This is a genomic window from Nostoc sp. ChiSLP03a, from assembly GCF_034531215.2.
In the GTDB taxonomy this organism is placed as follows: domain Bacteria; phylum Cyanobacteriota; class Cyanobacteriia; order Cyanobacteriales; family Nostocaceae; genus Nostoc.
On the sequence record NZ_JAVRBQ020000006.1, the window covers coordinates 11,805 to 26,870 of the forward strand.

The 15,066-nt window shown below is 40.8% G+C and carries 12 protein-coding genes and 1 pseudogene; 3 read left to right on the forward strand and 10 right to left on the reverse strand.

Annotated features, from left to right (window positions below; all coding sequences use genetic code 11):
* The first annotated feature begins 198 nt into the window (after positions 1–198).
* Positions 199–5,688, forward strand: a complete 5,490-nt coding sequence (locus RMY32_RS00700; RefSeq protein WP_322710344.1) for an AAA family ATPase — start codon at positions 199–201, stop codon at positions 5,686–5,688.
* Positions 5,689–5,690: 2 nt separating this feature from the next.
* Here the strand turns inward: RMY32_RS00700 and RMY32_RS00705 are convergent, their stop codons facing one another.
* From RMY32_RS00705 to RMY32_RS00725, 5 genes are all read right to left on the reverse strand, one after another.
* Positions 5,691–6,548: a hypothetical protein gene (locus RMY32_RS00705; RefSeq protein ID WP_322710305.1), complete on the reverse strand. Its 858-nt coding sequence runs from the start codon at positions 6,546–6,548 to the stop codon at positions 5,691–5,693.
* Positions 6,549–6,676: 128 nt separating this feature from the next.
* A complete protein-coding gene (locus RMY32_RS00710) occupies positions 6,677–6,811 on the reverse strand; it encodes a hypothetical protein (RefSeq protein ID WP_322710306.1) in 135 nt (44 codons plus the stop codon).
* A 137-nt stretch (positions 6,812–6,948) separates the two neighbouring features.
* Positions 6,949–7,605: a hypothetical protein gene (locus RMY32_RS00715; protein WP_322710308.1), complete on the reverse strand. Its 657-nt coding sequence runs from the start codon at positions 7,603–7,605 to the stop codon at positions 6,949–6,951.
* Between the two features lie 98 nt (positions 7,606–7,703).
* Positions 7,704–8,009 carry a hypothetical protein gene (locus RMY32_RS00720; protein WP_322710310.1) on the reverse strand — a complete coding sequence of 102 codons (306 nt, stop codon included), beginning with the start codon at positions 8,007–8,009 and terminating at the stop codon, positions 7,704–7,706.
* The gene (locus RMY32_RS00725) at positions 8,006–8,236 is read right to left on the reverse strand and encodes a hypothetical protein (RefSeq protein ID WP_322710345.1); all 231 of its coding nucleotides are present in this window, start codon (positions 8,234–8,236) and stop codon (positions 8,006–8,008) included. The genes RMY32_RS00720 and RMY32_RS00725 overlap by 4 nt, the downstream gene beginning before the upstream one ends.
* 191 nt (positions 8,237–8,427) lie before the next feature.
* On the opposite strand from RMY32_RS00725, the gene RMY32_RS00730 reads away from it, so the two are divergent.
* Together RMY32_RS00730 and RMY32_RS00735 are read left to right on the forward strand one after the other, a co-directional pair.
* Positions 8,428–9,207, forward strand: a complete 780-nt coding sequence (locus tag RMY32_RS00730) for an isochorismatase family cysteine hydrolase (RefSeq protein WP_322710311.1) — start codon at positions 8,428–8,430, stop codon at positions 9,205–9,207.
* A 128-nt stretch (positions 9,208–9,335) separates the two neighbouring features.
* Positions 9,336–9,791: a cupin domain-containing protein gene (locus tag RMY32_RS00735; RefSeq protein WP_322710312.1), complete on the forward strand. Its 456-nt coding sequence runs from the start codon at positions 9,336–9,338 to the stop codon at positions 9,789–9,791.
* A 156-nt stretch (positions 9,792–9,947) separates the two neighbouring features.
* On the opposite strand, the pseudogene RMY32_RS00740 reads toward RMY32_RS00735, so the two are convergent.
* The 5 genes and pseudogenes from RMY32_RS00740 to RMY32_RS00760 form a co-directional block, all read right to left on the reverse strand.
* A pseudogene (locus RMY32_RS00740) lies at positions 9,948–11,939 on the reverse strand (PBS lyase); the annotation flags it as partial.
* 350 nt (positions 11,940–12,289) lie between these two features.
* Entirely contained in the window at positions 12,290–12,454 is a 165-nt protein-coding gene (locus RMY32_RS00745; protein WP_322710314.1) for a hypothetical protein, read from the reverse strand.
* A 218-nt stretch (positions 12,455–12,672) separates the two neighbouring features.
* Positions 12,673–13,059 carry an endonuclease domain-containing protein gene (locus RMY32_RS00750; RefSeq protein WP_322710316.1) on the reverse strand — a complete coding sequence of 129 codons (387 nt, stop codon included), beginning with the start codon at positions 13,057–13,059 and terminating at the stop codon, positions 12,673–12,675.
* A gap of 180 nt (positions 13,060–13,239) precedes the next feature.
* Positions 13,240–13,716 carry a hypothetical protein gene (locus tag RMY32_RS00755; protein ID WP_322710318.1) on the reverse strand — a complete coding sequence of 159 codons (477 nt, stop codon included), beginning with the start codon at positions 13,714–13,716 and terminating at the stop codon, positions 13,240–13,242.
* 243 nt (positions 13,717–13,959) lie between these two features.
* Positions 13,960–15,048, reverse strand: a complete 1,089-nt coding sequence (locus tag RMY32_RS00760; RefSeq protein WP_322710319.1) for a 2-aminoethylphosphonate aminotransferase — start codon at positions 15,046–15,048, stop codon at positions 13,960–13,962.
* Positions 15,049–15,066: the final 18 nt, after the last annotated feature.

A 15,066-nucleotide genomic window follows, 5' to 3' on the forward strand; every position in this document is an offset into this window, starting at 1 on the left:
TTTTTTGGGGTTTTGTAGTCAATTACTAAAGTTTTGATGCTGTAAATAAGAATTTAGCGATGTCTACGACGGGCTACGCCTACACACATTCATATCTTGTTACAAAATTGCCTTCCCAAACCTTAAGCACATTTGTATTAATAGGAACAACAAATGTAAACAAGAAAAAATTAACCTTGGAGGGAAAAGAGAATTATGATGGCACTGACCGGTTATCAAATAAATGAACTAATTTATTCGGGGTCTAAAACCCTAGTGCATCGCGGCATTAGAGAATCAGATCGAAAGCCAGTAGTAATTAAACTATTGCGACGTGAGTATCCGACATTTTATGAACTTGTGCGGTTTCGCAATCAGTACACAATTGCGAAAAATCTAGATATTGATGGGATTATCAAAACCTATAGCCTGGAGAACTATCAAAACAGCTATGCCTTAGTTATGGAAGACTTGGGAGGGATTTCTCTCCAAGAAGAGATGGCGAGGTGGGGAGATGGAGGGATGGGGAGAACTACTGATGGGTTGCAGACATTTTTTCACATTGCTTTGCAAATTGTCTCAATTCTTGATGGACTTTATCACAACCGAGTGATTCACAAAGACATCAAACCCGCTAATATTTTGATTAACCCCACCACAAAAGACATAAGACTGATCGATTTTAGTATTGCCTCCTTACTTTCCAGAGAAACGCAAACTCTGACTAATCCAAATATTTTAGAAGGGACGTTAGCATACCTTTCTCCCGAACAAACTGGACGAATGAACCGGGGAATTGACTATCGCAGCGACTTTTATTCCTTGGGTGTCACCTTTTTTGAACTCCTCACCGGAGAGTTACCTTTCAAATCTGATGAACCGATGGAGTTGGTGTATTGTCATTTGGCAAAGCTTCCTCCACTGGTACATAGTCTCAATCCCAACATTCCCCCAATTCTGTCTGAAATCATTGGCAAACTGATGGCAAAAAACGCCGAAGATAGGTATCAGAGTGCATTGGGGTTGAAGTATGACTTAGAAATTTGCTGGCGTCAGTGGCGAGAAATTGGCAGGATTGATGTCTTTGAGTTAGGAGTGCGAGATATTTGCAATCGCTTTATCATCCCAGAAAAACTCTATGGTCGGCAAGCAGAAGTAGAAAGCTTACTCGCAGCATTTGATAGAGTAGCTAACCCCCCTGAATCCTCCCTTGCTAAGGAGGGACTAAGGGGGGTAGAAATGATTTTAGTAGCAGGTTTCTCTGGTATTGGAAAAACTGCCGTTGTTAACGAAGTCCATAAACCAATTGTGCGACAACGGGGTTATTTTATCAAAGGAAAATACGATCAATTTCAACGCAATATTCCTTTAAAAGCTTTCGTCCAAGCATTTCGAGATTTGATGGGGCAATTACTAAGTGAAAGCGATGCCCAACTCGAACAATGGAAAGCCAAAATTATGACAGCTTTGGGTAAAAATGCTCAAGTAATTATTGAAGTTATTCCCGAACTAGAAAAAATTATTGGACAACAAGCACCAGTACCCGAGCTTTCAGGGATTGCTGGACAAAATCGCTTCAATTTACTGTTTAAAAAATTTCTTCAAGTTTTCACAACCAAAGAACACCCATTAGTAATATTTTTGGATGATTTACAATGGGCAGATTCAGCATCTCTAAAGTTTATGCAATTACTAATTAGTGAAAGCAAAATTCACTATATGTTAGTTATTGGCGCTTATCGAGACAATGAAGTATATCCTGCACATCCCTTGATGTTAACCTTAGGAAAAATTCAGAAAGATGGTGCAAATATTCATACTATTACTTTAGCCTCTCTCAATCATACAGATTTAAATCATATAATTACTGATACTCTAAAATCTAACTTAGAGGTTGCTCTACCTCTCACAGACTTAGTATATCAAAAAACTCAAGGCAACCCCTTATTTACTAATCAGTTTCTTAAGTTTCTGCACGAAGAAAAGTTAATTAACTATAACTTTGATATCGGTCATTGGCAATGCGATCTTACTCAGGTTAGAAGATTAGCATTTACTGAGGATGTGGTAGAGTTTATGGTGCTTCAGTTACAGAAGTTACCAGAAGCAACTCAAAAAGTTTTGCAGCTTGCAGCTTCTATTGATAATCAGTTTGACCTAGCAACTCTCGCAATTGTCTATGAAAAATCTCTAGCAGATACAGCAATAGACTTATGGAAAGCTTTGCAAGAAGGTTTGGTCATACCCACAACTGAAGTTTACAAGTTTTATCAACAGGAATTAGAAGAATCTATAATTACTTCTGATTCCTCAATGCTCAATTCTACTTCCTGCTCCTACAAGTTTTTGCACGATCGCGTTCAACAAGCTGCTTATTCTCTAATTCCTGAAAATCAAAAGCAGACAGTACACCTCAAAATTGGGCGATTAATGTTGAGGAATATCTCGCTTGAAGAACGCGAAGAACATTTGTTTAAATTAGTCAATCAGTTCAACTTAGGAGTTGAATTAATTACTCAACCAGAGGAACGAGAAGAACTGGCAAAATTAAATCTAACTGCAAGTCATAAAGCCAAAATTTCGACTGCTTATGAAGCCGCTGTAGAATACACAAATTTTGGAATTAAGTTACTCACAGAAGATTGTTGGCAACATCAGTATGACTTGGCTTTAAAACTGTACTCAATCTCTGCCGAAGTCGCCCATCTTAACGGTGATTTTGAACAGACGGAACAATGTATACAAGTAATATTACAACATGGCAAAACACTGATAGATCGAGTCAAAGCCTACGAAGTCAGAATCTTATCTCAGGTAGCACAAAACAGAATGGGGGAAGCTATAAAAACGGGACTCCATGTTCTCAAAATATTGGGAATAGAACTGCCCGAACAGCCAACACCAGAAGATATTAACCGCGGACTACAGGAGACACAATTAGCTTTAGATGGTAAATCTATTGAAGGGTTACTAGAGTTACAAGTAATGACTGAGCCAGATAAGTTAGCAGCCATGAATATTTTGACCAATATTGCTGCTGCTGCTTATCTAGTTATCCCAGAACTCTATCCCTTAATATTATTTAAACAAGTTAATTTATCCCTCAATTATGGAAATACCGCTAATTCGCTTTATGGATATTCATCTTATGGGCTGATTCTTGGCGGGATTGTCGGAGATATTGATTCAGGTTATGAATTCGGTCAACTAAGTCTAAAACTATTAGATAAATTAAATGCTAAAGAATTCATAGCTAAAACATATATGATTGTTTATGGCTGTTTGAATCATTGGAAGAAGCATCTTAATGAACTTTTAGTTCCTATACAATCAGCTTATTATAGCGGGGTAGAAACAGGAGATTTAGAATTTGCAGGTTACTGTGCGTGTAATTATTCTTTGAGTTCATATTTTGCTGGGAAAGAATTATCTTCTCTAGCACAGGAAATAGGAACTTATAGTCAAGGACTCGCACAAATTCGTCAAGAACCATCCTTACATAAAAATGAACTGTATCGGCAAGTAGTGCTTAACTTACTCTCAAAAAATCAAAACCCTTGCCGCTTAATCGGTGATGCTTACAATGAAGAAACCATGTTGCCGCTTCATCTCCAAGGCAACGATCAAACTATGATTTGTTCGTTGTATTTTAATAAATTGGTTCTTTGTTATTTATTTGCTGAGTATACTCATGCTATTGAAAATGCTGACTTAGTACAGAATTATTTAGAAAGTCTTCTGGGAAGTATTATTTTTGCTCTATTTCATTTCTATGATTCTCTGAGCCAATTAGCCGTATATTATGATGCTTCTGAAGACGAGCGAGCATTCATCCTCAAAAGGGTTACAACTAATCAGGAGAAAATGCAGAATTGGGCGCATTATGCGCCGATGAATCATTTACATAAATTTCATTTAGTGGAGGCTGAACGCTATCGTATTCTTGGCGAATATATTCAAGCAATGGAAATGTACGATCGCGCCATTCAAGGAGCCAAAGAAAATGAATATATCCAAGAAGAAGCTCTGGCTAACGAACTCGCTGCCAAATTTTATTTAACATGGGGTAAAGAGCAAATTGCCCAAACCTATTTGACAAATGCTTACTACTGCTATGTTCGTTGGGGCGCTAAAGCCAAAGTCTATGATTTAGAAAAACGTTATCCTCAATTACTCGCCCAAATTCTCCAATGGGAAAAAATTCGTTTCAATCCTACGGAACCAGCATCCAGTTTTTATAACATGTCCCTGTCTACTTTGGCTGCTGATACGACAATTTCATCCAGCAGTGCCAGCATTTCCGAAGCTTTAGATTTAGCAAGTGTTCTCAAAGCCTCTCAAGCATTATCTAGCGAAATTCATTTAGAGAAGTTGCTCTCTACATTAATGCAAGTGGTGATGGAGAATAGTGGAGCCAAAAAATCTGCTTTAATTTTACTTAAAGATAATATTTGGGCGATTGAAGCGATGTCTACGACGGGCTACGCCTACGCAACATTTCAGCAAGCGCCAACTATTCTGCAATCTATTCCCATTGAGTTTAGCCAAGATATCCCTCTAACTCCAATTAACTATGTCAAACGCACCTTAGAAACATTAGTAATTGATGATGCAACTGCGAACAATTCCTTCACCTCCGACTCCTACATTATCAGACAACAACCTAAGAGTTTACTGTGTACCCCCATTCTCCATCAAGGGAAGTTAATCGGCATCCTTTACTTAGAAAATAATCTCATTGCTGGAGTATTTACCCATGATAGACTCCAAGTAATCAATCTATTGTGTTCGCAAGCTGCCATATCTTTAGAAAATGCTTCTTTTTATCAGCGATCGCAAGAGAATGCCCAACAATTAGAACACTCACTTACAGATTTAAAGCAAATGCAATTACAACTGGTGCAAAGTGAGAAAATGTCAGCATTAGGTAATTTAGTTGCAGGTGTAGCCCACGAAATCAACAATCCTGTAGGCTTTATTGCAGGTAATATTCAACCTGCTGTTGATTTTGTTGAAGATTTGTTTAACTTGATCGATCTTTATCAAGAAAAGTTTCCAAATCCGGGTGTAGAAATTGAAGAAAAAATTGCCGAAATTGATTTAGAATATATCAGAGAAGATTTGCCAAAAATGATTTCTTCGATGAAATTAGGTATCGATCGAATTCGGAGTATTAGCAATAGTTTGCGAACCTTTTCCAGAGCAGATACAGAAAACAAAGTTGCTTTTAATATTCACGATGGTATCGACAGTGCAATTTTGATTTTGAAGCATCGCTTAAAAGCATCGGAACTACATCCAGATATTAAAGTAGTGAAAAAATATGGCGATATATCTTTAGTAAAATGTTTTCCTGGACAACTTAATCAAGTATTTATGAATTTATTGGCAAATGCCATTGATGCTTTGGAGGAGTCTAATGTTGGACGGAATTTTCATGAAATTAATAATAAAATTGAGATTAAAACTTGTTTGAGTGAAGACAAAGAGCGAGTATTAATTTACATTCAAGATAATGGGATGGGAATGTCTGATGAAGTCAAACAAAAGATTTTTGACCATTTATTTACAACTAAATCTGTCGGTAAAGGTACAGGATTAGGATTAGCGATCGCCAGACAAATAATTGTCGAAAAACACGGCGGTACTCTAGATGTTAATTCCGTACAGGGAGAGGGTACAGAATTTGTGATTCAAATTCCGATTTAAAATTACGCCTCTTGGCGCGGGTAGCCAAAGCTAAGATGGCTGCCAATGAGTGTATAAAAATCATTTGGCGCGTGTGCAGCACCCCCTGCACAACCCGGAATCTTGCACTTATCGCTAACAGTTTGGGCGACTTTAGAAAGCTCACTGGTGTGTGGTGTCATGTCCCATTCTTCGCCACCATAGCTGCTTGTGGTTTTTTCAATATTATGCAAAATGATCGCTTCCAGCTGCCAACCATTGATTTTACACTCGCCCAAACGATAAATTTTAGACAATGCTGGATCTGATAAAGCTAAACGTAACTCTTTTTCTATTTGCGTGAAGTCAGGCTTTTCTGGCTGCATCTGCAAGTAAGCAAGCAATTCTGCGGCTGATGTGCCAGTTCTAAAAAACACCAATGCGTAACCGTCTCCCCCAGAAACGACTCTCCAATCAACTAAGGTGAGTTCTGGTGACTGCGCCAGCGCCACAATCAATGAAGTGTCAGTTTGGTTATTTGTGCCAGTTATTCCACCATAACCAGACTCAATGCCAAAATTGCGATCGCAAACACCAATGATTTGCCAGGTATAACGTGCAACAGTAATTATAGGCTCATCTCTTTGTATACCCAACATAACTTCAGCATAGTTGCTCTGGTCAACATACAAATCGTAAGAACCTGGAGTATTGGAGTTTCCACATGGTGCATTGATTAATTTGCCAACAAAGTGGCAATGTTCAAAACCTGACAGTGGATGCTGGCGCACCAAAGCAGCAAGGCGTTCAGCATCAGACAAAGCAAAAGTGGCATTGAAGTAGTAGTGAGGGCCTTGTCCGCACTCTTTGATTTCCCAGAACCAATCCTGAAATTTACTCACTATATAAAGATACACACAACGACATAACGACCAAGATAACTGGTGGCAGATAATATTGAATACCCAGGATATAATCTCTAAGCGATCGTGTGCAATGATTTGTTCGGTGGCAGATTATACTTGCGACGCTATTCTTGGGCAAACTCATGAAAAGACCGGAAGCGTCCTGCTTCAAAATCATCAAATCCTTGTTGAATGCACTTTATAGCTTCCTCTGATTCTTGTATTTCCCACTCTAGGACACTGGTAAGCAACTCAGGCACGACAAGACTAACATCTTGACCTTGCCGAGCAACTTTGTCACGTAGTAATGCTTCTAATTCTGGGCTAATGAAGGGTAATGATTATTGGCATGGAGCTATTTCCTTTAGCAAATCAGCAGTTTCCGTCCGCTAAAAAACTAATTGACATTACCACTATTCGTTCGAGATAAAAGTTGATTTCGTGTTTCAAGAGCTTCACGTCGGCGCCACTCATACTCAGTATTTGACAACTCTTGTCTTATCCATTCATGTAATTTATCCATTTGCTTTCTTGAATCCCACCCAGTTAGTACTATGTGGTCAAACCACTTGTGATACCACTCAAGAAATTCTCCACTCAACAACTCCCGAACTAAATCTTTATCAGCACGGTTATATTCAACTGCCAGTTGCAAACGTCGAAAAAAAGAAAGAACCATTTGGATGGGACGCTTTTCGTCTGCTGGTAGGCTGGAATAAAAATCATCTAGATCGCGTGCAGTTATATAGTTTGTAAAGAGCTTGTTAGCTTCACTTCGTGCCTGAGTTAATTCAACGCTCACCAACTCTCGATGAAAATCGAATGCCGTATCAATTCGCCTTTGTTTTGCTTCTGAGTTTGACTGTATCCTGAATTGACTGAGCGCAATTAAGTAAGCAAGCAATGCACCAATAATAGTGCCAAAAAGGTTGGAGATAAAGGTAAAAATAAGTTCAGCTTGTTTGTCAGGAGTGAGATTCCGAACAGCAAGAGAAACTACGATAACTACCACGATTACGAAGCTTACTACTGCTATGGTGATGGATCTTCGCATTACTTACCACGCCTTACAAAAATGTGTAACTTAAAGCTTAACTCCTTATAAATATGGTTTAGCAATTTGTTAGCCTACTTACCGCAAGGCACTTTAATCTACACCATCAGGCGATCGCTGTTACGTGTCAGGCTGCTGACAGACTCACCCAAAGAAACATAATTGTCATGGCTACCGATCCAAAACCATGTCACAGTGTCTTCTTCCAAAACTTCAAGTGCCCGATAGCCTCGCGTTACCCTCACTGACCAAATCCCCTCCTGAGTATTGATGCACTTGAAATGTAAAGACGGGTGAAATGGATTCTCTGCCCACAGCCAATATGCTTTCCTGGCACTTTGCCTATTTTCGCTGCTCAACTGTCGATACTCAGACCAAAAGGAGGGAAGTACTGCTGACTTCATAGCTGGTCGTAGTTCATTGCAGTGGTTTGCCCCTTTGAGATTTCTTGTTTAGCTTGTTTGGCAGCAGCAATAAGTTTTGATTGTGTTCTCTGAAACGATTCATTCCATCTGATTTCATCTTGCAGATCGTCAATGTACTCTCGCAGATGCTCTGCAATCCAATCTTGTACCTCAATGGGTAAAGATTCCATCATTTTGATCGCGGTGGTAATTGCTGCTGACGATATGGTGAATTGCTCTCATACAACGCTTTGCTTTTAAAGCTAACACCGATCGTTTCTCTTTATTCATCAAGCTCTCATGCCTGACAACATCAATTATTGCCGCAATTGATCAACTTTAACCTTGATTAAGTAATTGTATTCTCAACTTAATTTCAAGTTACAAAATAGAAAATGGTGTTGGGTACTGGAATTTTATGAATTTACCATTACGGACATTGGGAGTTGCACCAAATGCGTGGACAGTGAATGATGCGATCGCAGATATCACTCGTCCTCAAAAGACCCCACAACCGGTTATCTTATCAACAGAAACTAAAACCCTGCGCCTAGACTTGGCAAAGACTGCTATCCTCGTCATTGATATGCAAAACGACTTCTGTCACCCTGATGGCTGGTTAGCGCATATCGGTGTAGACGTAACTCCAGCGCGTCAGCCTATTGAACCTTTGAACAACTTACTTCCAGAACTGCGTGAGGTTGGCGTTCCAGTCATTTGGATAAATTGGGGTAATCGCCCCGACTTGCTCAATATTAGTGCTAGTTCGCGCCACGTCTATAATCCTACAGGGGAAGGTGTGGGATTGGGCGATCCACTACCAAGCAATGGTGCTAGAGTACTTATGGCAGGTAGTTGGGCTGCGGCAGTAGTAGACGAGCTAGAACAGATTCCCGAAGATATTCGTGTGGATAAATACCGTATGAGTGCGTTCTGGGATACACCTTTAGATAGTGTCTTGCGGAATTTGGGAAGGACAACATTATTTTTTGCTGGTATTAATGCCGATCAATGTGTGCTAACTACGTTATGTGATGCCAACTTCTTAGGATATGACTGCGTGTTGGTTAAAGACTGCACTGCGACAACTTCTCCTGAATATTGTTGGCAGGCGACATTGTATAACGTCAAACAATGCTTCGGTTTTGTTACTGACTCGCAAGCGATTTTAACAGCGCTGCAAAAGAGTGAGGAGTAGGAGAGACGCGATTAATCGCGTCTGTACAGGTGATTTTGCGATTTAGAGATACAACTAATAACTCAATATTCAGGACTCAGATTTCAGAAATTTTCATATCCATTGATAACTTCAAAGGAGATAAATAAATGAACGCTACTAGTTGTGTAATTCCGGTTATAAAATCTGCTAAAGATTACCAAGTATATCGCATTAGTCCCAACGACTCTAATCGATTAGCAATTGTCTTCGATTCGACAAATGCGAATACTTCCTTGACTTGCTGTATAGAAATTTTTGATGTTGGTGGACAAACACCGCCAAATCGCCATCAGTGGGCGGTGGAAATGTTTTTTGTCCTTAAAGGGGAAGCGATCGCCACGTGTGATGGCAAGAATACCACGATCAAAGCTGGAGATAGTTTATTGATACCTCCCACTGGGACTCATTTGATTAAAAATACTGGTTCTAGTCGCTTGTACACGTTGACTGTTATGGTTCCCAATGAAAACTTTTCCGAACTAATTCGCAGTGGGATTCCGGCGGAGTTAGATGAAGAAGATATGGCAGTACTAGGGAGATTTGATGCTTTGATGCCCTGTTAAAGATATTTGAAACCTCACTTCTATTTCTCTCTTTTACAAAGCTACGGTGTACACACAAGTTTTGCCGTAGCTATATCTTTATTAATAAATGAAATCTCACATTGCGCTTCTATCCCGCCTTTCCTGCTCCCCTGCTCCCCCGCCCCCCTGCCCCTCTTACCTTGTTCGCAATAACTGCACGAAAGTATTACTCACCGTATTGTCTTTGGTGTCGGCGGCGTATTGAATCAATTCTTCCCGCAGTTTTTTGGCTGCATCTATCTCAAGTAAGGTTGCTAGCAAGAAATAAACGCCACGAAAACGCGGATCGCCCATTCTATCAACTAATAGTCCTTCGGCGGCATCAGTTTCGCCGAGAAAGTTTTGCACTAAGAAGAAATCCATGATTTTATCGTGGCGGAAGTACCATTCTTTCTGGGCTTCGCCTTTTTTATCTTGCCACTGACGGCTGACTACCATTTTGTATTTCTCGTCTGACAAAGACATGGCAACTTGGAAAAATTCGTCTGCGGGTAAGGCTTGTTTGTCTGCGAGTCGCATTTGGTAGACGGCGGCTGAGAATTTCTTTAAAGGAAATTCTTGATTCCATTCTTTGAGGTATTCTGCCGCCATTAAATTGTATTGCTGTTCTTGCAGGCGAAATAAGTTAGGGTGTTTGCCTTGTGATAACATCAACGCTACCACTGTTAGATCCATTGGATTGGAAAGAGTTCGGCGGACAGCATCTAACTCTTCTTTAACTTGTTGTTGGAAGACTTCTGTTAAATAATCGGTGCAGGCTTTGGCGTAATCAGCACCTTGAACTTGGGCATCTTGGGGTAGTCGCGGCTGACGGGATATCAAAAACTCTTGAATTTGTTGTTGCTCAAGGGGCTGCAATTTATATATCTTGGCTGTTGAGGGTGGTGTCCACTCTAGGGGCTGGGTAGTCATTATAATGTTGCCCCGGAAATAGCTTTCGACAAACTGGCAGATTTTAGCGCGTGTTTCGGCGGTGACTTCATTGAGTCCGTCGATGCAAATATCTATCGCGCCACTGTAAATCAGATTTTTCAGGAAGCCAGCATCTTGTGCTTGGCCGTGTAACTTGTCTTGGATGGCCTCAATTACGCCTTTATGACATTTCTGGGCGGGGAGATAAACGACTATGCGCTGGGAGTTGTTCAACAGATGACGGAGAAACATCGACTTGCCTAAGCCGGAATCACCTTCTAAGATAATTTGTCCTTGAATACTGGGTAATGCTTTGGTAATTGGCAGGATGTCTCCGAAAGCGGGAACTTTGACTTGAGATTCTGGGAAGTATGATTGGTCAGAAAAATTATCTAAGCCAGCATCGGCTAATAGGGAAGGTTTGAATGGTTCAAATAATTTGCGCCGGAAGGGGGGAAACCAGGTGAGGAGAAAGCCAACATAGCCGACGCCTAAGATTCGGCGTACCCAAGGGTTCCAGAAGAAGATGGCTTGGACTTGGGGAAATTTGGGGTAGGCAAAGATCAGGGCTAGCCAAAAGGCAGCATGAATCAGGATGGTAATTCTGGCTTTGAAAAACCACCGCCAATATTCCAGATTATTAATTACTGACTGCACCGCATTCGCATCAGTGGGGTAGACTTTTTTAAGGTTGCTGTAATGGCTTTGCAGTAAATTAATATCTTGCCATTTCCAAGGAACGTTTTTGTTAGCGGCAACTTCGGAAATTTGCTTGGCTAAGTCGTTGCGTAAGCGTTCTAATCCTTGGCTGTTATTCCAAGTTTGCAGAAATAGGTTGAGAGTTTTGATGCCTTGCTCATGTGAGAGTTTGTCAGGAGTTGCTTGAGGAGAGCCGAGCCATTTCAATAAAGTTTTCACTTCCCCAGTGCCACCACCCAGGAAATAGGTTAGAAAACGCCAATTTAAGTATTCTGAATTACCAGGCTCATAAATATTATTTAGAATTACAACAACCTCCTTTAACTCCAGTTTTCTGATATTCGCTAATGCCTCTGCCGCACTGCCACGAACATTTGAGGCAACCTTTTCATCTTTGAGGAATTTCAGGATTTCAGGGATGTATTGAGCCGCCGCCTGCCCGAAGTTGCTCAATGCCACTGCCGCACTGCCACGAACAATTGAGTCAACCTTTTCATCTTTGAGGATGTTGGCAACTTTCTGTGCTATGTTCTCCGGTTTCTTAACCACGGTTTTCAAGTCTTTTAGTTCATATGCAGCTAATTTCTCAAAAGCATATCCCTTCACTTTGTCGTAGCTGTCGTCAAGAGCTGCTACTATACCGTTAATCTGCCAATCTTGGGGTTTGGGTTTGGGGGTTTCTTTGGCGCTAACCCAAGGTAGACAAAAAAGGAAAGAAAGGATGAAAGCTAAAGCATAAAGGATAAAGCGAGAAGGCTTGCTGCGGTGGCGGGGAGTTGTTACCATGTTTGGAGCAAGGTGGCAGAATACACGAGATTATGAGTATAATAACAACCTTGCAATTCCTAATTCCTGATTGAGAGCCTTTAATATTCGTGAGCGAGTATTAAAGACTCATTAATGAAGCTCTGAGGTTCATCGCCAAAGCTCTGAGGTTCATCAGCGAAGCTCTGAGGTTCATTGACAAAGCTCTGAGGTTCATCGGCGAAGCTCTGAGGTTCATCGACAAAGCTTTGAGGTTTATTCACCAAAAGATACATCTCGTTTTGCAAATTAGGAGACTCTCAATACGATTCGGTTAAGAGGATATTTGAAAACTCCTCTCCTCGGTAGCAAAACGTTTTAGATCCCCCTAAATCCCCCTTAAGAAGGGGGACTTTAAGAGCTTTTTGCCCCCCTTTTTAAGGGGGGTTGGGGGGATCAAAAGCCTGTGGCGCAACTCTAGAAGACTTGTGTGTACCGTAGCTTTTTAAGGAGTGCTAGGGGGGATCAGACGCTGTATCTGCTCACACACACTATCAAAGTGATTTAAAACTTGACTATTTGTAAACCGAAGAATCTTTAAACTATAGCCTTCCAAAATGTTTGTTCTCTCTAGATCGTAATCTTGACCTTCATCTGTAAAATGGCTATCCCCATCAACTTCAATCACTGTTTTTAAAGTAGGACAGTAGAAATCAACTATGAAATGATTAATCGGTCGTTGTCTTAAAACCCGAAATGGAAAATTTCTCAAATATTCATACCACAGCTTTTTTTCTGCTGGGGTCATATTTTTACGAAGTTCTTTCGCTCTTTCTACAAGCTTTGGATTGTAAGGTAAATGGTGATTGCTGCTATTGAGTTTTTTTGTCATATTTTCTAGTGTTTATACCCCCTATCCAATACTGCGTAGGTTTTGGTGCATAGTCATTTGAGATCCCCCCTAACCCCCCTTCAAAAAGGGGGGAACCGGAGTCAAAGTCCCCCTTCTTAAGGGGGATTTAGGGGGATCTAAAACGTTTTGCTACATCACTAAAGGCTTTTAAAAAATCTTTTAAGAATCGACAGCAGCTTTAGCAGGTTTCTTTTTAATAGCTTTAAACCGTTCGCCTAATTGTTCAGCAAGACTTTTTAAACCTGGAGTTTTCTTCGCAGCTGTCTTGACGTAATCATAAACTGTCAAACTACTGCCCATTGCTTCGCTACCAACTGCCATTAAGGTATCATCTACTTGTTCTGTCAGTTGTCGCAGTCCAATCAAAACTTCGGTAAGGGTGGCGGCTAGTTGATAATCCCGCACAAACTCATCTACATCGAAGCTGGCTGGTAAAATGTCCTTGTTAGACTGGGCAGCAATCAGGCTAGTGTTGACAAAAGCTAGTCTTTTATCGCCCATCTTAAATAAGTTACGTCGTTCTTCTGCACTCAGGGTAACTAGAAAAGGCATCTTTGCTTGGATAGTCGCAAACGCTGCTTTAATTTCTTGAATATCTGCTGGGGAAAGGGAGCCTGTAATATTTTGGTATGCCATTGATTATTTACTGTGGTAAATCTGTTTGTTATGATTCCCACTGGTAAATGCGATCGCACATCTCAACGTCAAGCTGACTTTTCACAATATCTGGAAAACCTCTCTCTAAATTTCTCTCCTTTTAGGCTAAGGTGTACACACAAGTTTATCCGCGAGTTCTCAGCCAAAAAAGGTGGATTCAAACTGCTCAAGCCCACGAATCAAAGTAGTAATTTCGGGAGGTTTCTGAAGTGAAAAGTCAGTTTACCGAATAATTTCCTTAACAACGCCAACAAAGCGTTCCATCTCAGCTTGGGTAATAGCTCCCATTGTCGAGACTCGGAAAATAGATTGAGCTAAATTTCCCTGTCCAGAATAAATTATATAATCTCGTGCTTTCAGTTGGTCGTGAAATTCTTCATAGCTGAAACCGTCTGGTAAGTAGTAGGCATTCAAGACAACGGATGAACTGCCAAGAGGAAGTAGGGGTTTAATTCCGATTGAGGCTAACCCGTCTCTAACTAAGCTGGCAAGTTGGTTGTAATGGTTGTGTCTAGCACACCAACCTCCTGCTTCTGCCATTTCTTGCAAAGCTTCTGTTAAAGCATAAAATGTTTGTACTGATTGCGTAAAAGGTGTGCCGCCTCGGTCTTGCTGCTGGCAATAAGTTGCTAAATCTAAATATAAAGTGCGGGGGATCGTGTCTACTGACGGCAGTGCATCCCGTCGCAGGATAACAAAGGACGTTCCGGGAACGCCATGCAGACATTTATTCGCTGTCGCAGCGCAAGCAGTGATTCCCCAATCTGCAAAATTTAATTCCTCAGCACCAAAGCTGCTGACTGCATCTACTAATAGTTTGATACGGCGTTCTTGGCAAATTGGGGCAAGTTCTGCCAAATTATTTAAGCGGCCGGTAGTAGTTTCGTGATGGACGACAGCAAGGTGGGTGATGTCGGTGTTTTCATCTAGGAGTTTGACTAAAGCTTTGATATCTATTTCGGCATCCCAAGGATGGGAAAGTGTGATGTAATTAATGCTGTGGATTTTGGCGATTTTGGAAAGTCGTTCGCCATATACACCGTTTTCAATGACTAGTAATTTTCCGTTTGTGGGTACTAAACTACTAATCATCGCTTCCATCGCGGCGGTTCCAGAACCGGTCAGGAGAACTGCTGCCCAGCAATCGCTTCCAAGCCCATAAACTTGAAGTAGCTGTTCGCGGATTCGGCTTTGAAGTTGAGAAAATTCTACTTCACGGTGGCATAAATCGGGACGTAATAAGGCGTTTCGGACGCGATCGCTCAAATTAACGGGGCCGGGATTTAGTAAAATCATTTTGTCATTTGTCATTTGTCATTTGTCATTAAT

Bases quoted from the DNA above. Each gene is read 5' to 3' on its own strand.
- RMY32_RS00700 (WP_322710344.1), top strand. From the start codon at position 199: ATGGCACTGACCGGTTATCAAATAAATGAACTAATTTATTCGGGGTCT.
- RMY32_RS00715 (WP_322710308.1), bottom strand. From the start codon at position 7,605: ATGCGAAGATCCATCACCATAGCAGTAGTAAGCTTCGTAATCGTGGTA.
- RMY32_RS00720 (WP_322710310.1), bottom strand. From the start codon at position 8,009: ATGAAGTCAGCAGTACTTCCCTCCTTTTGGTCTGAGTATCGACAGTTG.
- RMY32_RS00730 (WP_322710311.1), top strand. From the start codon at position 8,428: ATGAATTTACCATTACGGACATTGGGAGTTGCACCAAATGCGTGGACA.
- RMY32_RS00735 (WP_322710312.1), top strand. From the start codon at position 9,336: ATGAACGCTACTAGTTGTGTAATTCCGGTTATAAAATCTGCTAAAGAT.
- RMY32_RS00750 (WP_322710316.1), bottom strand. From the start codon at position 13,059: ATGACAAAAAAACTCAATAGCAGCAATCACCATTTACCTTACAATCCA.
- RMY32_RS00755 (WP_322710318.1), bottom strand. From the start codon at position 13,716: ATGGCATACCAAAATATTACAGGCTCCCTTTCCCCAGCAGATATTCAA.
- RMY32_RS00760 (WP_322710319.1), bottom strand. From the start codon at position 15,048: ATGACAAATGACAAAATGATTTTACTAAATCCCGGCCCCGTTAATTTG.